At 57.3% G+C, this 21,784-nt stretch carries 21 protein-coding genes; 10 read left to right on the top strand and 11 right to left on the bottom strand.

Annotated features, from left to right (window positions below; all coding sequences use genetic code 11):
* Positions 1-138: 138 nt before the first annotated feature.
* A complete protein-coding gene (locus J4D97_RS15380) occupies positions 139-1,920 on the bottom strand; it encodes a S41 family peptidase (RefSeq protein ID WP_208308314.1) in 1,782 nt (593 codons plus the stop codon).
* 307 nt (positions 1,921-2,227) lie between these two features.
* Between J4D97_RS15380 and J4D97_RS15375 the strand changes: the two genes are divergently transcribed.
* From J4D97_RS15375 to J4D97_RS15365, 3 genes are all read left to right on the top strand, one after another.
* Entirely contained in the window at positions 2,228-2,488 is a 261-nt protein-coding gene (locus J4D97_RS15375; protein WP_208308313.1) for a hypothetical protein, read from the top strand.
* Positions 2,489-2,617: 129 nt separating this feature from the next.
* Complete coding sequence (locus J4D97_RS15370) at positions 2,618-2,926, top strand: type II toxin-antitoxin system HigB family toxin (protein ID WP_208308312.1); 309 nt, start codon at positions 2,618-2,620, stop codon at positions 2,924-2,926.
* A 38-nt stretch (positions 2,927-2,964) separates the two neighbouring features.
* The gene (locus J4D97_RS15365) at positions 2,965-3,318 is read left to right on the top strand and encodes a helix-turn-helix domain-containing protein (protein WP_208308311.1); all 354 of its coding nucleotides are present in this window, start codon (positions 2,965-2,967) and stop codon (positions 3,316-3,318) included.
* A 47-nt stretch (positions 3,319-3,365) separates the two neighbouring features.
* On the opposite strand, the gene J4D97_RS15360 is transcribed toward J4D97_RS15365, so the two are convergent.
* From J4D97_RS15360 to J4D97_RS15350, 3 genes are all read right to left on the bottom strand, one after another.
* On the bottom strand, positions 3,366-3,743 hold the full coding sequence (locus J4D97_RS15360) for a hypothetical protein (protein ID WP_208308310.1): 378 nt from the start codon (positions 3,741-3,743) through the stop codon (positions 3,366-3,368).
* Complete coding sequence (locus J4D97_RS15355; protein WP_208308309.1) at positions 3,727-3,990, bottom strand: CPCC family cysteine-rich protein; 264 nt, start codon at positions 3,988-3,990, stop codon at positions 3,727-3,729. The genes J4D97_RS15360 and J4D97_RS15355 overlap by 17 nt, the downstream gene beginning before the upstream one ends.
* Positions 3,991-4,423: 433 nt before the next feature.
* Positions 4,424-4,630: a hypothetical protein gene (locus J4D97_RS15350; protein WP_208308308.1), complete on the bottom strand. Its 207-nt coding sequence runs from the start codon at positions 4,628-4,630 to the stop codon at positions 4,424-4,426.
* 509 nt (positions 4,631-5,139) lie between these two features.
* Between J4D97_RS15350 and J4D97_RS15345 the strand changes: the two genes are divergently transcribed.
* The 3 genes from J4D97_RS15345 to J4D97_RS15335 all read left to right on the top strand — a co-directional run bounded on the left by J4D97_RS15345 (position 5,140) and on the right by J4D97_RS15335 (position 9,431).
* Complete coding sequence (locus J4D97_RS15345) at positions 5,140-6,057, top strand: DUF4249 domain-containing protein (RefSeq protein WP_208308307.1); 918 nt, start codon at positions 5,140-5,142, stop codon at positions 6,055-6,057.
* Between the two features lie 7 nt (positions 6,058-6,064).
* Positions 6,065-8,509: a TonB-dependent receptor gene (locus tag J4D97_RS15340; protein WP_208308306.1), complete on the top strand. Its 2,445-nt coding sequence runs from the start codon at positions 6,065-6,067 to the stop codon at positions 8,507-8,509.
* A 256-nt stretch (positions 8,510-8,765) separates the two neighbouring features.
* Entirely contained in the window at positions 8,766-9,431 is a 666-nt protein-coding gene (locus J4D97_RS15335; RefSeq protein WP_208308305.1) for a hypothetical protein, read from the top strand.
* Positions 9,432-9,997: 566 nt separating this feature from the next.
* Here the strand turns inward: J4D97_RS15335 and J4D97_RS15330 are convergent.
* A complete protein-coding gene (locus J4D97_RS15330) occupies positions 9,998-10,966 on the bottom strand; it encodes a tyrosine-type recombinase/integrase (protein ID WP_243900342.1) in 969 nt (322 codons plus the stop codon).
* Positions 10,967-11,197: 231 nt separating this feature from the next.
* On the opposite strand from J4D97_RS15330, the gene J4D97_RS15325 reads away from it, so the two are divergent.
* The 4 genes from J4D97_RS15325 to J4D97_RS15310 all read left to right on the top strand — a co-directional run bounded on the left by J4D97_RS15325 (position 11,198) and on the right by J4D97_RS15310 (position 15,033).
* The gene (locus tag J4D97_RS15325) at positions 11,198-12,160 is read left to right on the top strand and encodes a site-specific integrase (protein ID WP_208308304.1); all 963 of its coding nucleotides are present in this window, start codon (positions 11,198-11,200) and stop codon (positions 12,158-12,160) included.
* Between the two features lie 129 nt (positions 12,161-12,289).
* Positions 12,290-12,502, top strand: a complete 213-nt coding sequence (locus J4D97_RS15320) for a hypothetical protein (protein ID WP_208308303.1) — start codon at positions 12,290-12,292, stop codon at positions 12,500-12,502.
* Between the two features lie 581 nt (positions 12,503-13,083).
* Positions 13,084-13,701: a hypothetical protein gene (locus tag J4D97_RS15315; protein WP_208308302.1), complete on the top strand. Its 618-nt coding sequence runs from the start codon at positions 13,084-13,086 to the stop codon at positions 13,699-13,701.
* A 291-nt stretch (positions 13,702-13,992) separates the two neighbouring features.
* Positions 13,993-15,033, top strand: coding sequence for an RtcB family protein (locus J4D97_RS15310; RefSeq protein WP_208308301.1), 1,041 nt, complete (start codon positions 13,993-13,995; stop codon positions 15,031-15,033).
* Positions 15,034-15,292: 259 nt separating this feature from the next.
* Here the strand turns inward: J4D97_RS15310 and J4D97_RS15305 are convergent, their stop codons facing one another.
* The 6 genes from J4D97_RS15305 to J4D97_RS15280 form a co-directional block, all read right to left on the bottom strand.
* Positions 15,293-16,480 (bottom strand): DUF4105 domain-containing protein, encoded by a 1,188-nt coding sequence (locus J4D97_RS15305; protein WP_208308300.1) that lies wholly within the window; start codon positions 16,478-16,480, stop codon positions 15,293-15,295.
* 346 nt (positions 16,481-16,826) lie between these two features.
* Positions 16,827-18,044: an SAVED domain-containing protein gene (locus tag J4D97_RS15300; protein WP_208308299.1), complete on the bottom strand. Its 1,218-nt coding sequence runs from the start codon at positions 18,042-18,044 to the stop codon at positions 16,827-16,829.
* Positions 18,045-18,086: 42 nt separating this feature from the next.
* Positions 18,087-18,500, bottom strand: coding sequence for a hypothetical protein (locus tag J4D97_RS15295; protein WP_208308298.1), 414 nt, complete (start codon positions 18,498-18,500; stop codon positions 18,087-18,089).
* Between the two features lie 3 nt (positions 18,501-18,503).
* Positions 18,504-19,736: a nucleotidyltransferase domain-containing protein gene (locus J4D97_RS15290; RefSeq protein WP_208308297.1), complete on the bottom strand. Its 1,233-nt coding sequence runs from the start codon at positions 19,734-19,736 to the stop codon at positions 18,504-18,506.
* Between the two features lie 107 nt (positions 19,737-19,843).
* Positions 19,844-20,065, bottom strand: a complete 222-nt coding sequence (locus tag J4D97_RS15285; RefSeq protein WP_208308296.1) for a DUF2188 domain-containing protein — start codon at positions 20,063-20,065, stop codon at positions 19,844-19,846.
* Positions 20,066-20,385: 320 nt separating this feature from the next.
* Positions 20,386-21,423, bottom strand: coding sequence for a type II TA system antitoxin MqsA family protein (locus J4D97_RS15280; protein ID WP_208308295.1), 1,038 nt, complete (start codon positions 21,421-21,423; stop codon positions 20,386-20,388).
* Positions 21,424-21,784 lie beyond the last annotated feature (361 nt).

The following is a 21,784-nucleotide window of genomic DNA, read 5'->3' as shown; positions in this document are numbered from 1 at the left end:
CAGAAATGAGTAAGGAAACGTCTCTAATTCAGCCCTTAACCAGCGTTTACCGCGTCATTTTACGTTCTGGAAACGGTGAATTACAAGATGTAAAATACTTGTTTTATACTAGAATATGAGCAGTTTACGAATTAAAAATCAGTTCTTCTTCGACTTGGAATCTATCAAATAAGTAATGGCTTGCTGAAGCGCAACATCCTGTTGCTGGCGAATAGCCGCGAGCGAGGGGTGGACTTCAATGTCTGGGGGTATTCCTTCTCCCTGATAGGGCTGCCCATCCCGGTTGCGCACCAGCCGCCCCGTCCAACTTAAGCGGAAATGATGGCCAATGCTGGCAAAGTTCATTTCGCCGTTGGTCCCGCCCGTCGATTGCCCCAGTAGCAGGCCTAAGTGATAGTGGCGAATGAGTTCTACCAGCGTTTCGCCGTAGCTAAAGGTATCAGGACCAATCAGAAAGACGGTGCGGGTAGCTAGATGAGGTGCGCGAGCGGCTGTGACGCTGCGCACCGAATCATAGGTGGCGGCAGTAAAATCAGGCGCCTGCAAGACGGGGGTAGCAAACCAGTCGGAGTGTACGGCCGCCTTCGTCCAGTGCGCGAGGGCAGCCTGCATCCCGTAGGCCGGCCGCTGCCGTAGGTCGACAATCAGACCCCGCGCTTGCTGCAAAGCGGGGAGTTGCCGCACAAAATCCGCATACTGGAGGCGGGCCGCATCCAGGTACACTAGGCTATCCGCTAGGAACCGAAACGCCCCCGCCCGGCTAGGCGGTAGGCGCAACTGCCGAAAGGCGGCCGGGTGGCTCTGTAGCGCTTCCCCCGTGCGCACGGTGAGTTGAACCGTGGCGGTCGGCTGCCAGAAGTAGCGCAGTAACTGGTGGACGACCAGTTGGCGCGCCATCGCGTCATTCACGGCGCTGGTCTGACGCTGCAAGCTGTCCAACACCTGCTTAATGGGCTGCCCATTGACTTGCTCCAAGGTGCTGCCTAGGGGAAAAGTAGCGGCCCATTTTCCGTGTGCGCGGGCTACGACGGTGCGGCCATCAGCCAGTAACTCAAAGGCCAAGGCAAAGTCGGGGGGCGTGATGTAGAGTCCCGTGCGGGTCCGTCTGGCTATCTGGACGTGCCGGTCCCCCAAGCGAGCAACCATCTGCTGGCAGGCGACCAGTAGCGCTTGGTCCGTCTGGGCGGCGTTGGCGGCGAGCAGTCCCACTTGCAGCGCCGCTGGCCAGTCGACCTGTTGCAGCTGCTCCCGGTAAGGATAAAATTGTTGCAGCACATTCCAGGTCTGCATCAGCACCGCAAGGCGCTGCGCCTGTTGGGCCACTTGGAAACGGCGGCTACGCTGGCCAAACGCGATGGGGGCATACGCTTGGGCAGCAGGAAGCACCAACGGGATGGTAGCCGCCGCGGCATGACTAAGCGGCAGGGTATAGGTGGCCGGCAACGGGGCCGTGGCCGAGGAGGCCACCACCAAGCGGCTCGTGAAGGGCAGGTGCGCCAGGCGCATCAGGACCGGTACTAGCCCTAGCCCCTGCTTATCCAGGTTGAGGCTATGATGTTCCCATCGATAGGACAGCTCGGCGGCTGGGGGAGTGCGGGCGGGTGTGTTCCCAGGCCGCTGAATCACCACGCCGGGCGCAACGGCAGCAAAGGTCCGTCGGAGGGTATCGACAAAAGCCTCGGGTGTTGGCGCGTGAAGCAGTGGCGGAATAGCCGCGACATAAAACGCCTGCCAGTCCGCCCGACTCGTCGCTTGATTGGGATAAAAATACCGGATGCTGCCGGCCAAGCGCGTAAACAGCACCAGGTGCTGAAGCTGTTGCGGCGTGAGCGGACGAGCCGGCTGAGCCGGTACTGGTAACGTCCGGCTGGCAGCAGCTATGCTCCAGAAAAGACCCCAGATAAAGAGAAGGAAGCGCATCAGGCCCACAAAAAGTACTGATCAGTAGATGCCTAATGACCTACTTAGGTTGCTTAGCCCATTTACCTTCACAGATTATCTGAAGCGGTTATCATAGAATAATTCTACAATAAGGGGCTTAACTTAGACAACCAAGAACGCTAATTTTCCAAGAGTTGTCTGAGAAGTCGTTTTTATGTTAAATAAGGCCCGATAAAAGTAAATGTATCGATTCTTGTAAAACCTGAAATGAGTTATACGACCATTTGAATGAACGTCCATACAGCTCATAATCAGTATCTTCATCTTTTCACCTTATTCTCTAGTTATGAAACCCACCCCCATGTTCCTGCTGGGCATGATGCTAGTGGCCCTATCCGGTCCTGCTTCCGCTCAAACAACGCCAACGCCTGCACCGAACGCCCTCCCGGAGAAAAGAGTCCCTCCCCCCAAAAGGGCCGCCGCGCCACCGCGCACGACGTCGGTGTCGGCCGTGAAACTAGACACCACTGCCTTTCGTCGCGCCGGACGCCCTGCTGATGGCATCCTACTGCGCGCCCGGGATATCCCCTCGAAAAAGAAAAACTAACGGAAGAGGTCGTTCGAGCATCCGCTGGTATAGGGCACGATAAGGCCCCGTTAGCGGACCCTGTTGGCCACAAGTCAGGTATTTTCTACGCAATATGGAATTTAATTCCGGATTGCGTATGTTTACTGCATGGCCATGCTAGTCATCGAGGAAAAGACTATCACCAGCTACGGCCGCAAGAATGCCCAGGCGCGGGAAGCCCTAAAGGTGTGGTTTGCCCAGGTGCAGCTCTGCACCTGGGCAAACCACAACGACCTGCTGGCGGACTTCGCCACGGCGGATTACATCGGCCAGGGCCGCTACGTGTTTGACATCAAGGGCAACCACTATCGCCTCGTGGCCCAGGTATTGTTTTCCCTCAAAACCGTAGATATCCGGCGCATCATGACCCACGCCGAGTACAGCAAGCTCAGTAAAAAGCAGTTGCAGGACCTGTGAGGTCGACTTTCTTCCCTTTTGTTTTAACTCCCAAAACTGTGACCCTGACCACCGAAGCCGAGCACAAAGCCGCCGTGAAGGAATTCCGGACGCTGGCCACCGACGAAGAAGCTAACTATGCCCAGCTGCTGGTGCTACGCGACGCCATCCACGCCTTTGAGGAGGCGAACGGCCACAACCCCGGGCCCCCGACCACCGTGGCCGGCCGGCTGCAGGTGGAGATGTTCAAGCGCCAGCTGAAGCAGAAGCAACTCGCGCAGCTGCTGGAGGTGGGCGAGTCGCGCCTGAGCGAGGTGCTGCGCGGCCGACGCCCGGCCAACGTCGACTTTCTGCGCCGGATGTACCAGAAGTTGGGCATTCCAGCCGCAGAAGTTTTAGAGTTAACGGCTTAGCTACCTATTGCTAGGGGTCTTCCATCAGGTAAGACCCCTGGGGTGGTCTAGCGGGCACGGACAGTGAGCGAGGCTAGGTGCTTCAAGTGGTCCGCCTCCATTTGATGGGGCGAACGGTAGCCCCAGGCGGAATGGCGACGAACAAGATTGATGTAGGGGTCGCGGTGATCAAACGGTAGTTGAACCGCCGTCTTTAATATAAAGGGGCTACGCTTGCTTTTCTGCTGTTGACTTAAACTAGATAAAAGCCAGAAAGCAGCCGAGCTGACAAGGTGGCCGGGTCCTGGGAAAAGCTGATTAACATAAGATGGCATCTCGGACACGCCTTGGAAAAGCAATGATTTTCGGTCTGCCCAGCCGCTGCGCCCGACGTGGTACTTTACCATAATCGTATCGCTTATTCTCCACTTAATCCGGAAGCTCATCGGGCAAGGGAGACCGAACGTATCGCTGCAAGCCAGGTTCACAAGTGCCGTGTTGCGTAAAATGAAGGCGAGCTTGTTCTAAACTGAGCTTGTTTGCCCCACCGGCATAAGTTGGGTCATGTAGTTGCACGCTGTCATCTTCCCAATAACACACTGGGCAGATATCGAAACTGCCAGCCGGTGGAGCATCCAGCGTATAGAACCCACAGCAAGGGCATGGGTAACTGCCATAACGGTTGGCTTTCATGGCCTAAAAGGTAGAGCTATAAGCTCGCTTAATCGGTGGTTTAAATAAGACAGCAAGTCTTTTACGTGTTGTAAACGACCATGTGCAGCATGTAAACAGGCTATAACCTTTAGCAAAGGGTCTTCTTTAAATGTTATAAACCTGATTTAAACATTTCATTGATTGAGGTGGTCTAGTGAAAACAGTGAGGTGGTCGAGTAAAAACAGACAGTGGCAAGTCTTACCTTCCACTGCCCATGCCCGATAAAACACATTCAAGCGGTTCGCCGCTGACTCACAAAAAATACACGCCCGCCTTTCAAGCCGAGTGCGTGCGCCAAGTGGCGGCCGGAGCCCGGTAAACCGATGTGGCCCGTGCCCAGAGTCTGTCGCCTGCCCTGTTAGGCCGCTGGCAGCGCCAGGCGCCAGGCGAAGCGGGTCGCCGAGGCAGGGGCTAGGGCTGCCCAACCGGCCAGGCATCGGTACAGGGGCTCGGCTTCAGCCGCTGCCGGAGTTGCGCTTCGGCAAAAGCGGCGGGGACCACGGCCATCGTTAACGTGCTCATCAGCCACGAGACGTCGGTCTGCACATAATACGTGGCCCCGGCTTGGGCCGGAAAGCGCAGGACCCGCTCGCGTTGCACGGGCCAGAGAGCCCCCACCACGTGCGAGCGCAACGTCACCATCCCAGCGGGAACGGAGGTGGTGACGTAGCGGCCGTTGCGGAGGCGACAGAGCGCTGGGCGATCCTGCCAGAGCAGAAAGGACATGGGCAAGCCCGTGAAGGCATAGGGGCGGTACACGACGAGGCGAGCGGTCGCCGTTTGGGCCGCCACCGTAGCCGGCCAGCCGATCAGGGTTGAAAGGAGTCCCAGCGTTCCGATCCTGCTACTCCACTGCTTCGTCCTCATAGCGCCAGAACGAATGACGGGACGCTTTCTTATCTGCCTGTGGGCCTTTTTATCGCCTCGCAGGGAGAATAAGGCCGCGCTACGCTACCGTATTGCCGGATCAGTGCACTGCCACCAGGCCCTTGGTAAATGCCGGCTTACCCCAGGGCGGCGTCATACGATTACCCGTTGGCTGTCGTTGGCTGTCGTAGTCCTTATCCTAGCTTAGCCCTATGCCCCCACGCTATACGTGCTTTCAACGATCGATTCTTGCCAGCCTCTTGCTGCTTTTAGTCGGCTGTATCGACCAAATCAGTGCTGATTTGCCCGCGCCCCCCAACGTACTGGTGGTGAATTCCATTCTCATGCCCGACAGCATATTCCGGGTGCAGGTCAGCCGCGTCACCAGTACGGTGGACTCTGCTGCGCGCCTGGTGTCTTCGGCCCGGGTGTACCTGCTGACTCCTGGTCGGGGAGAAGAGTTGCTGCGCAACCAGGGGCGGGGCCTGTATGCCAGCCCCAACAGACCCGTCAGTGGGGTACCCTACACCCTGCGGGCCGAAGCCGACGGCTACCCGGCCGCCAGCGCCACGGACACGGTACCCGCCGCGGTGCCTATCCGGGAGGCTTGGCATTCTTACCCCACGGGGACGGATCGCAACAACGAGTTGCTGGGCACCATCGTCGTGCGTTTCGAGGACCCGGCGCAAACCGCTAATTTTTACGAAATCACCGCCTACCAGCAACAGTCCCTGGGGCAAGGCCAAGGGTATAACCGGAGTCAGGACTTTGCGCTGGATGCGCGCGGCAACGCCGCGCTGGCGGCGGAAGGCGACGCGGCGTTTAACCCCGGGTCGCTGGTCTTCTCGGATAAGCTCTTCAACGGCCAGGCGTTTGAGCTGCGGGCCTCGTTTGCGCCGTTTGGCCGCACCGGGGGGGGCATCCGCAACGGGCTGCCCGTAGGTCCCAGCGTATCGGGTGAGGTGTACGTGGTGCTGCGCTCGGTCAGCCGCGCCTATTATCAGTACCGCAAGAGCTGGACCCGGCACTTCTATAACCAAGGCACGAAGGGTCCGGGCGGCGACGTAAACCAGCTGCTGTTCCTGGGTGACCCCACCCGGATGTACTCCAACGTGGACAGCGGGTACGGGGTGGTCGTGGGCCACGCGCAAGAGGTGAGAATAGTACCAGTTCGCTGATAGCCGGATGATGCATCAGATTATTTACGCGGCATCCTTTGCCGCCGCTGCCTTTCTGTGGCTGGCGGACCCGCCAACGGTGCAAGCCCAGGCCCCCAGTGGCCGCGTCACGTTTAGCGGCACGGTGCAGGACGCCCGCACCGGTGAGAAACTGCCGGGGGCGGCCGTGTACACGGCCGGTGGCCAGGTCGGCACGACGACCAACGCGGCCGGCTTTTACTCGCTGACCCTGCCGGCGCAGGATTCGGTGCGCCTGACGGCCAGCTACCTGGGGTACGGGCGAATCACCGTCGTACTGGCCGGCCGTCAAACGACGACCTACGTCTTTTCCCTGGTTACCCGCAACGAGTTGAGCGAGGTACGGGTGAGCGGCGCAGCCGCTGTGCCGCTGGAGCGCCGCGTGGAGATGAGCACCCTCCAGATTCCGGTCGCGCAACTGCGGCAACTGCCGGCGTTGCTGGGCGAACCCGACGTGCTGCGGGCGTTCCAGCTCATGCCCGGCGTGCAGGCCGGCCGCGAGGGCAGCGGCGCGCTTTACGTGCGCGGGGGCTCCCCGGACCAAAACCTGACGCTGCTCGACGACGTGCCCCTCTACTACGTCAGCCACGTCGGCGGCTTCCTGTCCGTGTTCGATGCCCATGCCATCAGCGACGTGCGCCTCATCAAGGGCGGCTTCCCGGCCCGCTACGGGGGGCGGCTCTCGTCGGTACTGGATGTGCGCCTGAAGGAGGGCAACCAAGAAAAATTGAGCGGCAACGCGGGCGTGGGCGTGCTGGCCACCCATTTCACGCTGGAAGGGCCACTGAAGAAGGGCAAAACCACCTTCCTCGTTTCGGCCCGGCGGGGCAACCTGGACTTGTTTTCCCGGGTGGCCAGCCGGCTTTCCTCCGGGGGCAACAGCGTCGTCGGGTATTCCTTCTACGATGCCAGTGCCAAGGTCAGCCACCAGCTCACGCCCCGCGACCAGCTCTTTGCTGCCGTGTACCTGGGCGGCGACCGGCTGTTTGTGACGCAGAAGCCGCAACCCATCGCCGGCCCGCAGGGCGAGCTGCGCTACCAGAACGCCAGTAATTTGCGCTACGGCAACGCCCTGGCTTCGCTACGCTGGAACCGAACCCTTACCCCCCAGTTGTTCGGCCACGCGACGCTGGCGGCGACTCGTTTTCGCTACGCCAACGAGCAAACCTTTGAGCTGGAAGACCGCTCGCCGACCGGTCAGCTGAGCGAGGACAGCCGCGCACGTTTCATCTCCAGCGTGCAGGACGTGCTGGTGAAGGCCGATTTTGACTACTACCCCAGCCCAGCCCATCAACTACGATTCGGGGCGACGGCCGTGCAGCACGCCTTCACCCCCGGCAGCAACTTCTTCACGAGCCGCACCCCGGTGGCAGCGCTCGATACGACGTTCGGTTCCCAGCGCGTGGGCGCCCAGGAAGTAGCCCTCTACGGCGAGGATGAACTCCGGCTGACCGCCCGACTCTCGGCCAACCTGGGTTTGCGGGCCGTGCGCTACTGGGTCGAGGGGCAGGGTTTCGGCGGCGTGCAGCCCCGGGTGCTGGCTACGTACCGGGTGGGCGAACACACCGCCGTGAAAGCCTCGTATGCGAGCATGCAGCAGTACCTGCACCTGCTCTCCAACAATGGGGCCGGCCTGCCCACGGACCTGTGGGTGCCCGCTACCCGGCGGGTGGCGCCGCAGCGGGCCCGGCAGGTGGCGTTGGGCGTGGCCCGCACGCTCCCCGCGTGGGGGCTGGAAGTCAGCGTGGAAGCCTTCCAGAAGTCGATGCGCGAGCTGATCGAGTTTCGCGAGGGCGCAACCTTCTACAACAGCTCCCAGAACTGGCAGGACAAAGTCGTGACCGGGGGCCGGGGCCAGGTGCGGGGGCTGGAAGTGCTGGTGCAACGCAAGACGGGCCGCCTCACCGGGTGGGTGGGCTACACGCTGGCCCGCAACGAGCGGCAGTTTGACCAACTCAACCAAGGCCAGTGGTACCCTTACAAGTATGACCGCCGCCACGATGCGTCCGTGGTGCTCATCTACCAGGTGCGGCCCCATATCACCCTCTCGGCAACGTGGACGTACGGCACCGGCAATGCCCTGACCCTGGCCCAGGGCAACTACAACGTCATCGACCAGAGCTACGGGCTGATCGCCGGAACCGCGTCGGACCGTTACCTCTACCCCGAGGCCGAGGTGTATGGCGACAAAAACAGCTACCGGATGCGGGCCTACCACCGCCTGGACCTGGGCGCGACCTTTACCAAGTCCGTCAAGCACGGGGAACGAATCTGGCGGGTGGGTGCCTACAATGCCTACAGCCGGCACAACCCGTACTACATCTACTATAGCGCCGGCAAGAACGACAGCTACTTCACGAAGGGGCAGCGGCGGCTCTATCAGCTGAGTTTGTTTCCCATCCTGCCAGCCATCAGCTACGAACGCAGCTTCTGAGCATGGTGGCCATTGGCCAGTAAGGTGGCCACCAAGACTGGTTGGCACCTGTTCCAACAGGCAGTAGGCTTAGCGTAATCCTATGTTTGCAGCGGGCTTACATTCAGGTGCTGACAGTGACAGGGAGGAGTAAGGTTGATTAGAGTAAAGGGCCTATTTGCAGCCCGTTTTATCCCCCCGCTGCTATAAGAAGGCCGCATTGCAACCTTTGTCAGGAGCCAGGGCTCCAGTAATAGAATATTTAATTTCCGCTCCGATGATTCGCCTCAGCACCCTGCTGCCCGCCGCGCTGGCCTCTTCTTTTCTCCTGGTTTCCTGCGCCAAGCAGGAGGCGGGCCCCGACAAGGGTTGCAGCGAACTGCTGGCCGTGCCGGTGAGTGCCCACGGCCTAAGCAGCGCCGAGGTGGCAACCATCAACGGCCTGTTCGTTCGCAACCGCCTCGATAGCCGCAACCTCCGCTACGTGCGCTACGTGCGCGAATCAGTGCAAACCTATTTTCCGCCTTATGCCAGCTTCGACTCACAGGTAGTGACGGTGGAGCAATACACCAACGGGTTGCGCATCTTTACGAGCCAAACAATTTTCGCATTTAAAAACGGGTCGTTCAACTTCCAAAACGGGCAGCTTAGCAGCGGCACCAGTCTTAGTACCTCGCCCATGCTCAGCGCCGGGCAGGTGCGCGACCTTTTTCAGGCCACCATCACTGAGTTCGATGCCGACCGCTTGAAAGAAGTGCAGCGCCAGTGCGTGAGTGCCGAGTTTGGATATTATAACTTGAACGCGGGTATCAGCTACGCCCCTGAAAAGCTGGTCAAAGCTTGGCGGGTGAGCCTGAAAAATCAGGAGTATCCATTTGCTTACTATCAGGACGAGGCCGGTCAGCTGATTTACTACGACAACGGTATTCGCACGTTCCGCTAGTGGCCAGGCGCTTTTGCGGGGAACAGGCCGCAAAATCCGCGGAATTCCCTGCTATCTATATTGTTTGTCGGCCTTGATTAAAAGTTTGGTCCAAAAGTCGCATTTGCCGGACGACTAGAGTAGTAACGGAAAACAACAGTAGGACGCTTACCGTGTAAATCCGCCCGATTGGAAGAAGTAGGAGGCAGGGAATTACTATCGGCCGCGCTGGATACTAGTGGCCTTGGTTAAAAGTTTGGTACGGATGTTACATTGCCCGCCCGCCTACCCGAATCAGAGTATCAGAAAGTCGCTAGATGCGCCTATCGGATACTTTGATCATGTCTATGTGTTTTGGGTACCGCATTTTGCCCTGCTAGCAGCCACCGGGAAGTAGTGAACAATCGGTACCTGAAACGCCCTTTTTCGTTTCTTTACCTTGATAATCAAGGCGATAAATGGTAGCAATGTAACATTTGTACCAAATTTTTAATCAAAGCCGTAGTTCCAGGACGTGGGTCTGGTTTCTCTTACTGATGCCCTCAACACCCCCTCTGCCCAAGGCCGGCTTGTAGTTAGTAGCGCGTCTACAAGCCCAGGAACTTGGCAGCATTGAAGCGCTTGACATCCTCTAGGCGGGCGTAGCGCTCGATCATGGCGTCGGTCTTCTGCTTGGTCTGGTTCTTAATGGCCTTGTTCGACTGCCCGGCCTCCACGGCAATAGTGACAAAGGAGGCGCGCAGCGAGTGCGCCGTGTACTGCGCGCCCAGGTGCTGCTGCACGAGCTTGTTGGCGCTGATGTCGGAGAGGCGAAAGGCGGAGGGTTGCGACACTTGCTTGGGTACCCGTTTTAAGGAAACGAACAACGGCCCCGTATCGCGTCCCAGCACGTCCACCCAGGCCTGCACGGAGCGGACGGGGCAGTAGCGGTCATCTGGGGCGTAGAAGACCGCTTTATCTTCGACCTCGCCGTACTGGTTGGTCTTGCTCTTGTCCAGGTGGATCAGCAGCGCTTGCGGGGTAAGCTCCAGGTGTTCCACGTTCAGGGCCACCAACTCGGAGCGGCGGAAGGCGCCAGCAAAGCCCAGTAGCAGCAGGGCGCGGTCACGCAGCCCGGCCGGGGCAGTCAGATCCAGTGTGTCAATCGCCCACTTGAGCTCGTCGACCGTGAAGGCGGGGGCTTGCCGTTGCCGCTTGCCCAACACGCGGGTGATACCCTCGAGCACGACGGCCAACTGCTTGGAGTCCGTGGGGGTTTGGTAGCCAGCCAGCTCGTGCGCTTTGGCAATGGCGGAGAGGTGGCGGCGGATGGTGGCTAGCTTGCGGGGCTGGTCAGCCAGATGCGTCACGTACTGGGCCACGGTCGTGACGGCGGCGGGCAGGTGCTCCAGCTCGCGCTCTTGGCAGTACTGCTCGAAGGTGCGCAGGTCGGCCGCGTACGCGCGGCGTGTGTTGGCCGCACCGGCCAAGCCGACTTCGACGTAACGGGCCACCGCATCGGAGACGGAGGACAAGCCCGCGGGCAACATCGCGGAGACTGGAATCAACTCGCTCATGGCAGAAAAAATAGCGCGCTTCCTTGTACCTATATAATATAGGAGTAGCGCGACGCGAAAAGGCGAAAAAAGTACGCCTTACAAAGATACTACACTTGGTTATGATAATTTACTTTTCGATACCGTTCAATTATTAGAAATAAGGTACGATAATTAAGACTTATCGAACCTTATCATTTTTTCGTAAGTTTCCACCAAAATCGTCTCGCCACTCCTATATATATAGGTCGCATGAAACAGCTGCCCGCTCCCTCGGCTCCGAAGACCTCTAGTCTGTCGTTGGTCGACCTCACCGAGCACACGGCCAAGTATGTGGCGGCCGGTTTGTCGGGCGCACCCAACACAGCCAAGGCTTACGCTGGCGACTTGAAGCGCTTCGGCGCGTGGTGCCAAGAACATGCGTTGGAGCCGCTACCGGCGTCGGTCGATACGCTCGCCGGCTTCATCACCCACTTGGCGGAATCGGGCAAAAAGGTGGCCACCATCCAGCGCCACTGCGCGGCCATCTCCAAGGCCCATGCTTTGAAGGGACTGGACTCGCCTACCGATGACAAGAAGTTCAAAGTACTGCTCGAAGGCATCAGTCGCCTGAAGGGCGTGCGCCAGAAACAAGCGCCGGCTTTTACGCTGGCCACCTTCAAACGCACGGTAAAAAGCATGGATGCGACGAGCTTATTTGGGTTGCGTGACCGAGTAATTCTGCTGCTGGGTTTTACCGGCGCCTTCCGCCGCTCGGAACTGGCGGCGCTGAATATCGAAGACCTTTCCTTCTCGGAGGAAGGACTCATTGTCAACCTCACGAAGAGTAAGACCAACCAACTGGGCGCGGCCGAAGAGAAGGCCATCTTCTATTCCCCCGAGTTCAAACTCTGCCCCATCCGTACCCTGCAGGCGTGGTTGCAGCGGCTGAATCGCACGGAGGGACCCGTGTTTGTGTCCTTCCGTAAAGGCGGACGACTCACCGAGCGGCGCCTGACGGACCATCATTTGAACCTGATCGTGCAGCGGTACCTAGGCGCGAAGTTCTCGGCCCACTCGTTGCGGGCCTCGTTTGTCACAGTAGCCAAGCTGGCGGGGGCGGATGATTCGGAGGTGATGAATCAGACCAAGCATAAGACCTCCGAGATGATCCGCCGCTACACCCGCCTCGATAACGTACGCCAGCACAATGCCGCCCAGAAGCTGGGCTTGTAACAACTAAAAAGATTTAGATGTACCATAATTAAGCGTAGCAAAGGCTTTGCCCCGCTTTGTCCTACCTAGTGGTGACGAGCGACGGTGCAGGGAGCAGGAACCTTCAGATGGTCGGCGTGTTATTCTACTATGTCTGACTCTACCAAACGCTCGCGGGTGCGTAAACCCGCGGAATCACCCGCTCCCTCCCTGTCACCGGCCGAACACCTGGCGGCGCTACAGGCCCGCGAGGTGGGCAAGACCATCATGTACCACGTGGATGCGTGGGGCCATGTGGAAACCCGCTTTGTGCGCTCGCAGAACGTGGACACTTGGCTGGCCAAAGGTTTCTTCGTGCGCTAACCCGGCACAGACCTAGCATATAGTTGAAAGCTCCGTCAATAGGCGAAGCTTTTTCATTACCCACAACAAGCCAGCGGTAGACGAGCGGTGCTTAAGTCCCATGTTACAGCTTGAGGACCACCCTCCTTAGTATGTAACTTTTATAGCAAAGCGCTTCGAAGGGCGCTTTTCGCAGCTGATATTTCGACAATACCCCGATCCGATCACGCTCGACACCTTAACGACATGTTAGCTTTTTTGAAGCAGCAAGGAATAGAGAGTACGCTACCCTCTTTTGAACACCGCTGCAGAAAGCCAGTACTTGTTGCTTTATTGCAACATGTAGGCAGGGCAACAGCAAGGCAACAGCAGGGTTCAACAGTGAGCCTACCTCCTTGCGTCAAAACCGAGCGATTGTTTAGGCTATAGGCTGCTGATGACTCAAAGGGGTATTGTTTTAGAGGGTAGAAGCCACCCGATCATTCACTGCTCTGCTGTACGAAGGCCACTCGTGGAACGAACCAATGAACCTAACGCCCCGAGCAACTACTTATTTACACCAACAAGAACGGCGCACGGACCCTTACCATACCCCACAGGAGTTGGCGAAGGCATTTGACAACGCCGGACTCGTTCCCAGTGCGGCCTTACAAGCCTTTCAGCGGGATTATGCGGGTCTGGTCCTCTATGCCGGGTTAACGCCCATTTACTTCAGCTTGGTCCATGCCAAGGTGCACCACCGGTGGCTACGCCCACCGGTTACGCGCTACGAACCCGATTACTGGGAGCCGGATGCCGACACCCCTGTCCGTCACTTCCGGTGCGCCGCCACCGACTACCAAGCGGATTTTACACTGGACGAAAACGGCGGTTACTACGAGGGGTTCCAACGGCAGGCATCAAGCTTTGATGGAATAGTCGAAGATTGCGCCGTGTGGGCGGAGGTCTGGGCGGCGGGATATCGCCAGCAATGGGTGCACATGCTGGAAGAAGTCGAGCACATGCTGCCGACGGCCATGTTGTGCGAAGTATTGCAGGTGGCTGCTTACCCGGCGTTTCCGGAAGACCTCATTTTCTGGGGTAGGAACGAGACGTGGTTGATCCGACAAAGCCCCGACAGCATAACTCTTTTTGCGCGTGAACCGTTCGACCCATCGCTCGTGAGCCACTACCAACACCTGCTTCACCTAGACCCGAAACCACGTTCGCGGAAAGGATAAGACAAAGAAAGTTGAGTTCTATCACAATTTGGATATCAATGTATTATGAAATATTTTTTATGTCCTAGCGCTTCGACGCACTCTTTTATCAACCGACGTTTGTGAAATGATACAATAAGGGGTTTCGCTCCGGCTAACGGACTTCTTGCAGTAGGAAGCTCACACCTGCTTTTCTGCCGAACGGATTTAGTGTAGCTTTGTGCGAGCCCATGCTGAGGCTCCCTTCTCGCGCGCCCTTTTTGCGGCTGCTTCCCGGCGCGCGTCCTTTTCTTATCACGTAAAGAAGACCTGGTGAACACCGTCTATTTTACGGATCGTAGCGGCGTGGAGCAGCACGCGCTACAATCCCTTCTCCATTTCGAGCAACACGAACGCATCGGGCAGATCGCCGTGTTTCCCGACATTCACTACTGCTCCGAACGCGCCATCCCCGTGGGGGTGGCCTTCCACACCACCGATGTCTTCTATCCGCTGGTCACGGGCAAGGATCTAGGCTGCGGGGTGGCCTACCTGCGCATTCCCCTACAGGACGTGCTCCGCTCCTTCGACAAAGTCCAACACTATCGCGCTCTGGAGCGGGAGGTGCACCACATGACCGATGAAGGCCTGGGCGGCGGCAATCACTTCCTCGCGCTCGAAGCGTCGGAGGAGTACCTGTATGTGATCGTGCACACGGGTAGCCGCAACCTGGGCATCTATCTATATCAGGAGAACTGCCGCTTACTAGAGCAGCATAATCCTGGGCAGGAGTGGTTGCCGCTGGCGCTCGCGACGCCGGCCTATCGGCGTGAGTACGCGCGGGTGCTGGCGTATGCAGCCAGCCGACGTCAGCAGTTCCTGGCAAAGACCTACGACTTTCTGCAACGCAACGGCTATGTCCGAGCCGGGACACCCGTGGTGGCTGACAGTTGCCACAACCTGCTCGAGTTTACGCCCGCCGGCGTCCTCCATCGTAAAGGCAGCACGCAGTTGGTCGGCGACGTGGAGGTAGTGATCCCGCTGTCGATGAGTCGCGGCTCGCTCATCGTCAAGCCCAACCGCTGGCAGCCGTCGCTGGCCTCAGCGCTCTGGAGCTGCGCGCACGGGGCCGGTCGCCGCTATAGCCGCACGGATACGCTCAAGCACTGGCATTCGCTTAAGAAAGCCGAGAAGGACGCCTACCGGCAACGCTTCCCGGAGTTGCTCAACCGACAGGGCGAGTTTGACAGCAGCCTGTTGCAGGAATTCGACTTTGCCTACAAAGACGCGGCGGCGTTGCTGCAGACCCAACCCCACCTGATCCTCTGTGACGAAACCAAGCCGATTGTGACGGTGAAAAGTACGGGAATCTAGACGAAGCACGCTGGTTCTTCGCACGGAAACGGGTGAGGAGCCAGCGTACTACGTAAGGACACAACACACTAATACCCAGATCTCTCATCTATCTACTCTTATCATAACACGATCCTGTGTTGAAGTAAGGATACAAGACGGATCTTCGCTCTTGCTCCCTAGCTCGCTTCGGATGAAAACGTTCTCCTGATCATCGTTCACTTGTTGATCTATCTCTGAAGGGTGATGGGTTGAGTGAAGGGCTCGCCCGTTCATGCGTTCACGCACCCGTTTGCTGAACAACGCCGAACGGCTGCTTTCGAAGCAGCAGCAACTGGCCCAACAGTACCCCCAGCAGCCACCCGATCTCCGGCAGCAGACGGGCGTAGTACACCCCGTACCCCAGGAGACTGCCTATCACCAACAGCCCGATGGCCCCCGTCGCATAGAGCCGCCACCAGCGGCGCACGGGGGAGACCGCCACGAGCAGATGTGTGGGCAGCAGCCACAACAGTTGGTAGTTGTAGTGCGCCGGCGTATGCAGCGAAAACAGGTGCAGGCCCGCGATGAGACACCCGGTCAGACCCACGACGGCCAGTACGCCGCGCCCTAGCACCGCTGCAAGCAGGGAATAGCGGGCCGGTAGGCTGGCGGCGAGGGCAAACAGGATAGCCAAGCTGCCCAAGACTCGCCCAGGCGTACCCCAGCCCGGCGATTGGTCCGGGAGGATCGGAGCGGCGAGTAGGGAACGGGTGCGCGTCACAAAAGGGCGGTGCTGCCGGCTCGTATGTGCCCATGCCTGACTTAGCTCCGTGGGTAAAAAGAGTCGTTGTCGGAAGACGGTGGGTTGGTCAGCGGGCCAGCCCAACCCCAGATTCATCCCTACCTTGACCCAGGGAGCCGGGGCCAGGTACGGCGCCAACAGCTGGCGGTAGGTTTGCCCAACGGGTACGTAAGTGGAGTCGAGTTGCAGCGAGCCGGTCACGCTGCGCGTGATCAGCTCATACAAGCGGGTCGTGCAGTTATCAGCAAAGAATTGATACCGATAGAAGCGGGCCGGCGAGGCCAGCGTGGCTTCCAACTCGTCATATACTCGTTGTGTTTCCGCTGGTTGGAGCGCCAGGACCTGTTCGGTGAGGGGGCGCTGCTCCGCCTGATAGGCCGCATAGAACGTGGCGAACGAGGTGGCCGACAGAAAATAGCGTAAATCCCCGCGCAGAAAGCGCCCATAAAAATTCGGCGTGCGGAAGTCGAAGGTGCCGTAATTGTAGACGTGGTCCAGCCCTTGCCCGGGGTCGGTGATACGCAGGGCGGAGTGGCCAAACAAGGCATACGTTTCCGTGCCGGGAGCGCAGGTCACCAGGCGAACAGTTGCGGCGGGCGACAACAGCCGGGGCCTGGCGGCCAGGGGCGTCGTCACGCACATCGTCAAGTACAGCAGGAGCCAGGCGAGCGGGCGAGGTAGCATACAGGGGGTACGGGTTGCACACGGCTCCTCTTGCTCGCTTCGCTGACAAGCTACGCTGTGCGGGAAAGAGCCAAGGAGTTTCCAGTCTGCCAACTTAACGAACAGCCATCAACTTTTGCCCCACCCCTTTGAGCAAGGCCACGAGGCTGGCAGTAGGCAGCGGCAAGTGCTCTACTCGCGTGAATGGCTGAAGTGCTGTTCGCTGCTGGGCCCAGCAGAAAGAACCCGGGGACACTGAAGTGCATGGTGTCTGCCCATGCTGGGGCAGTTGGGCCGGGAACAGCTGACCTGAAGACATCCTACTTGGACATTTTACGGGGACCGTTTAGAAAATGTCCAAGGCCAATTATTCATTCACAGTTAGGGCAATTGCAAAATCACGAGGCATACGGTCATACACTACTAGAGCCGGATGAGCATTCGGCATTAAGTCTAAACCACACGCAATGGCAATAGCACAGGGAATGGCAGAGAAGCAATGAATTTCAGGCGCAAGCTTATGCCCATTTTCCAGGTGAGCCAACCATTGGCGGTAGCACAAGCGAAAATTGTCTAATGATTCTACCGATAATATGACATCGGGACTAGGAGTAATACCTATTACCGTAATTAAAAAAACATAATAGCTGTCGTCAATGTGCTCTGGAAGCTCGGTGGGGTGAATGGTTCCGCTAACATTCAGGATTACGGCAACCCGTTTGGAATCATTACCTGCTTGTATAAGCTGCCATTCGAAAGAATGGGTTGGCGCATCAACCTGCCAGTGCCAATGCTTATCGTCCACACGCCGACGCTGAAATAAAGTGTTGCCGACTTTATTGCCGAGGCTAAAGCCCAGGTAAACTAGCGCCGGAATGCGCGCAAAGCCAAAAATTGATAAGTGCTCGATTTGCCTCTCAGCAATACCCTGCCGTATGTATTTAAGGCCGCTATCTATGCACTTGCGCACATTCTTGTAATAAAATTCAACGTCACCTTCGGGGTTATCAAAGGGCACCAAGTTTATTTCGGTGCCTTGCCGGTTAATATCGAGGGCGAAGTCAGCGAACCGAGAGGGATTATGCCAGATAGTGGCGCTATTGCATTCGGCGCGGGTAAGATGTGTAGTGTAACCACGGATACTACCCAGCATTCGGACGATAGTAGTATTGCTACTATGTGCTGACAGGCCGGTTACATGCAGAATACGGTCTTCATGACGGCGCTTTATTTCGTGTAGCTGCTCAACCGTATAATCACCCCTAGCCACAACATCATCGATAGTATGATGGTGGTCGGCACAGAGCAGTAATAGGTTATCTACTTCATCACGTAGCTCTTTGGCGAGGGAATGATTACCACGAGGAGACTTTGGGCCTTGGCTCTGTCCTACAATATGAGCCATCTCGCCTCGGTTTAACTGATAGTAACCTATATCAGTGCTTTCCAACAAATACGTGTTGCAGATGTGGCAACGCCCACCAGCTCGGACGTACAGCTGCTTCTCCACTTTAGGCTTGATCTTTTTGCGCTGAGGCTGTGAAGCAGATGAAGCTGGCTGAGCAATTTGGGTACTTTTGGACATAAAAAATGACAATAAGGGTTGAATGCTACCAGCAGCAATAAGCTAATGCGCTATCCCACCACCCTGCCAATCATCGGTGACTAACCAGTCTTCGAAGTAGTAAAGCCAGGTTTTAGCCCACAGCACTAAGGTGCGCGAAATACGCTGCTGAGGCTTCCACTCGCGTAGCCAGGGTGCGAACAGGCAGAGTTGAATAGTGCGCTGGCAGTACAGATGCGGAATCTTGCGAGTACCAGCCAGCGCCCGCAGCGATGGGCTGACGACGTGGACATGGGGCCATTGGCCAAGCGCAGAATAGGTAAGCCGAATAACGTAGATGCGGCTGAGCGGAGTGGGCTGGAGCGGTATCAGCCAGCTTAGCCCGTGCTTAGTCAACTGGCCTTGTCCCTCCGGCCAGTCTTGCCGGAGGGAGCCTAATTGTTGAGCCAGTGTCAGCGGCCTGATCCCTTGGAACATGGCCTAACGACCGTAAAAATTATTACGAGGCACTACCAGCGGGGCAGCCGCTGCGACGAGAGGGGCTGGCTTCGGAACCACCAGTTGGTTGGTAGCACGGGCCTGCGATACTTGCTGCACCTGACGGGCGAATACTCGCATTACTTCCGAGCCGCCAAGGGTGAGCTGTAGAGTTTTTTGCAGCTCGTCGCGCCCGTGCAGGCTCTGTAGCTTGAGCAAATCACTTTGCAGGGCCTGATGCCAAGCCATGAAAGTCTTATAGTATTTTCCCTCATCATTCTGCCATTTGTCGGCAAAATTCTCACCGTCAATCGTGGGGTTTTTCACTGTGTAAGTCCGCGTATCCGGCCAGCCCTGACTTACTTCAATGAATTGCGGCATTAGTCGCACCACCGCTTCTAGCACGTCGAACACCGATTCATACTCACCTAAGCTAACTACAGTACGGTAAGCATGAGCAGCCAACGTGGTAATAATAATGGAAATGGGCACGAAATCGGCCTGGTGCGGATTGTTCTCACGATACACGTCGCGGTGGCGCTTCATAAACTGCACGGCCCGCCGCAGAATGCCACGAGGCTCATGCTGCGAGGGCACCGGCTCGGCCGAAGCCAACGTGACCAAGTGCCGACCTTCTGAAAAAGACTTTTCGAGTTGACTGATGCGCGGCGTCAGTGCAGCAATGGGCTTAAACCAGTTAACGTAACCCTGTGGATTAGATGGCTTCCAAATACGCTGCTTTCGGTCGGGCACATAGATGCTACCTTGCGGACAGGAATGCTTGTTGACAGCTGGGGTAATATCGAGGTGAAACTCGTTGGCATAGATGATGCGCACGCAACGCTTCTTCAGCTCGACCATGCCCGCATAAATGCCACTACTTTTCAGACGGGCAAACAGAAAGTCGTATACCTGCTGCTCGTTGTAGGTGGTAGGGTATGCCTTGCGCAACAGATATATAAAATCGAGGTCGTACTCTTCGCCGTGCAACGGACGCACCGTAGTGCCGAGCGCGAATGAGCCTTGCGGGAAAGCATGGGGGTTGAACCTACTAAGCACGGGACAGCCGTTGAGGTAAGCAATAATGCTGTTGTAGCGTTTTTCTGCTTCCAGGTAACGACTTTCAGGTATTTCCAACTCTTGACCAATCTGGTCGAGCAGCGCGAAAATTCCGTTTTTGCGGGCAATGCGTTGGGCCGGACTTTCCGCCGGCGTGAGGTAGTCATAGTTAGGCATAGTACCAAAGACTTGAAAAGGCGTAAAAAGGCATATAGAGCTAGCAACTCGTTCGCGCAGGCGCATGAGTAGCGCCACCCGCTGAGGGGTGGCGCTACTCATTTGAATTACCCTGGGATGTTACGCGAGTCGCGGCCGTGGCTGTCTTTAGCCCGAATCTGCCCATTGGGACGGTGGATGACCAACTCGCTACCATTGCGGGCAGCCTGGGAGCGCGCTACGGCAATGGCTTGGGCCTGGGTAGGCTTGACAACGGAGGCGCGCTGCGCGCCGGCTGTGATGACGGCAAAGCCGTTGGGGCGGGGGGTTACGTGGACATTTTTGCCCATAATTTCTGACTGTACTTAAAGGATTTACTACCCCCAACGGGAGGGCACACCGAGCCAGACAATCGAACGCGAGGAGACGAATTGCGTAAAAAGCAACTACTTTCGCGAAACGAATTGTCGCAAGAGAGAGGGCCACGGGTGGCTAACCGGTGGTTCTCAACGAGGGCAAACGGGCGCTGACCTGAGAAATCGAGCCTGTTGCACTTGAGCGAATGAAGCCGGCCGTCACATCCCGTGGCGGGCGGTTTTCGTGTTAAAGGGGCTAAGTCATTTAAATAATACAAGGTTCATTAAATGGTATGGCATTGCTCAGGCACTGATTAGAGCAAGGCCTTTAGATCATAGGCGTAGGCCTGGTAGCTGATGCGGTCAAAAGTAGCTTCGTTGTCCTGCCAAGCTTGTTCTTCATGACTGAGGTCTTCGACCTCCGAACGTTTCTTGTAGCCCAGCTTTTGAAGTACCTCTTGCAATACAGTGTGTTCGGAAGCAGTAAATACCTCAGTTTGGGAAGGGCGAGCTGGGGCATACCAGATAACGGGACCATTACCATCGGTGCGGATACGGTCGGTATCGATGACCCGATTGAGTAACTGCTCATCTACCATGGCGCCGATGTGCATTTCGTATTGACGGGGTACAGGGCCATGTGGAAGCGCTTGGTAGCGGAAGCCGGATATAGCTTTGCCGGTGAGGCGGTAATGCCAGAAATCGGAGTAGAACATAAGCTTCCAGAGCTTGACGGTACCCAAGTGGCGGAGGGGCTGGAAGAAGAAGAGCACCATTTCGGCAAACTTGGTAAAATCAGGGGTTGCGAAACCCGTGAATTCGTTGGGTTCTTCAGCTAAGGCGGTGGATACGGGCAAGCCTGCTGCCTGGCCGTATGAAGCAATTGGCTGACTGAGCTGGTCAAGTCGACTGCACAACTTCTGGTATTCAGTGGGACGCAGGTCGGCTTGGTGGGCATCGACTAGGCGGCGGAAAGCGGCGGGGTCAGAGGCCAGCCGTAGCAGATTGGCATTGGAGGCGCTGGGCATTTCGCCATCTTCGTAGTGCCGGTACTGGTTGGCACCTAAATCGAGCACCAGGGACATGCGGGCAGCCGTCAGCTCATACTGCTCGCGCAGAGCCTTAATCTGGTCGGGAAACAAAAAGCGGTGTTTGGACCGGTACTGGTTGTAAATCTGAGCTGTGTTCAGATTGGCCAACTCGGGGGTGACAAAACGCTCGCCGGTTTCGTCGCACTCGTAATAATGGTAGCAATAATGGAACTCTTCCTTGCGGAATGCCTGCGTATCGGCCTCCCAGTGTAGAGTGGCATCACCATCGGAGAAAGGGCTTTCGATGCGGGGCTTAATCATGGTTAAAGCGTTTGGGGAGGGCAGGGCTTGAGTGGGTATCGAATAGGATGCTCGGCCAAATGAAACGAGATGCAGATGACTGAACGGCTGGGGCGTCCGAGATGAACTTTGATATACATTTCCTGGCCGCGGCAAGCATGACCGAACACCCATACGTCAGGATTACCAGCTAGCTGGTTAGGCATGGGACCTTGAAAGTAATCGGTAGCTTGGAGCTCGAGTAAGCAGTCGCGAACATTACTGCCGTTAATTCCGAGCTGGAGCAGCGTTTTGGAACTGTTTTTATCACGGTCAACGATGATAAAACCGAAGAACTGGAGTTTTTCCTTAAAGTCGCGCAGGTATTGTTCGACTTGGGAAA

The sequence above is a fragment of the Hymenobacter defluvii genome (genome assembly GCF_017589435.1).
GTDB classification, from domain to species: Bacteria; Bacteroidota; Bacteroidia; order Cytophagales; family Hymenobacteraceae; genus Hymenobacter; species Hymenobacter profundi.
The sequence above is the reverse complement of the archived record's forward strand: the minus strand, read 5'-3'. Positions and strand labels throughout refer to the sequence as shown.

Bases quoted from the DNA above. Each gene is read 5' to 3' on its own strand.
- J4D97_RS15380 (WP_208308314.1), bottom strand. From the start codon at position 1,920: ATGCGCTTCCTTCTCTTTATCTGGGGTCTTTTCTGGAGCATAGCTGCT.
- J4D97_RS15375 (WP_208308313.1), top strand. From the start codon at position 2,228: ATGAAACCCACCCCCATGTTCCTGCTGGGCATGATGCTAGTGGCCCTA.
- J4D97_RS15370 (WP_208308312.1), top strand. From the start codon at position 2,618: ATGGCCATGCTAGTCATCGAGGAAAAGACTATCACCAGCTACGGCCGC.
- J4D97_RS15360 (WP_208308310.1), bottom strand. From the start codon at position 3,743: ATGAGCTTCCGGATTAAGTGGAGAATAAGCGATACGATTATGGTAAAG.
- J4D97_RS15355 (WP_208308309.1), bottom strand. From the start codon at position 3,990: ATGAAAGCCAACCGTTATGGCAGTTACCCATGCCCTTGCTGTGGGTTC.
- J4D97_RS15340 (WP_208308306.1), top strand. From the start codon at position 6,065: ATGATGCATCAGATTATTTACGCGGCATCCTTTGCCGCCGCTGCCTTT.
- J4D97_RS15335 (WP_208308305.1), top strand. From the start codon at position 8,766: ATGATTCGCCTCAGCACCCTGCTGCCCGCCGCGCTGGCCTCTTCTTTT.
- J4D97_RS15330 (WP_243900342.1), bottom strand. From the start codon at position 10,966: ATGAGCGAGTTGATTCCAGTCTCCGCGATGTTGCCCGCGGGCTTGTCC.
- J4D97_RS15325 (WP_208308304.1), top strand. From the start codon at position 11,198: ATGAAACAGCTGCCCGCTCCCTCGGCTCCGAAGACCTCTAGTCTGTCG.
- J4D97_RS15320 (WP_208308303.1), top strand. From the start codon at position 12,290: ATGTCTGACTCTACCAAACGCTCGCGGGTGCGTAAACCCGCGGAATCA.
- J4D97_RS15305 (WP_208308300.1), bottom strand. From the start codon at position 16,480: ATGCTACCTCGCCCGCTCGCCTGGCTCCTGCTGTACTTGACGATGTGC.
- J4D97_RS15300 (WP_208308299.1), bottom strand. From the start codon at position 18,044: ATGTCCAAAAGTACCCAAATTGCTCAGCCAGCTTCATCTGCTTCACAG.
- J4D97_RS15295 (WP_208308298.1), bottom strand. From the start codon at position 18,500: ATGTTCCAAGGGATCAGGCCGCTGACACTGGCTCAACAATTAGGCTCC.
- J4D97_RS15290 (WP_208308297.1), bottom strand. From the start codon at position 19,736: ATGCCTAACTATGACTACCTCACGCCGGCGGAAAGTCCGGCCCAACGC.
- J4D97_RS15285 (WP_208308296.1), bottom strand. From the start codon at position 20,065: ATGGGCAAAAATGTCCACGTAACCCCCCGCCCCAACGGCTTTGCCGTC.
- J4D97_RS15280 (WP_208308295.1), bottom strand. From the start codon at position 21,423: ATGATTAAGCCCCGCATCGAAAGCCCTTTCTCCGATGGTGATGCCACT.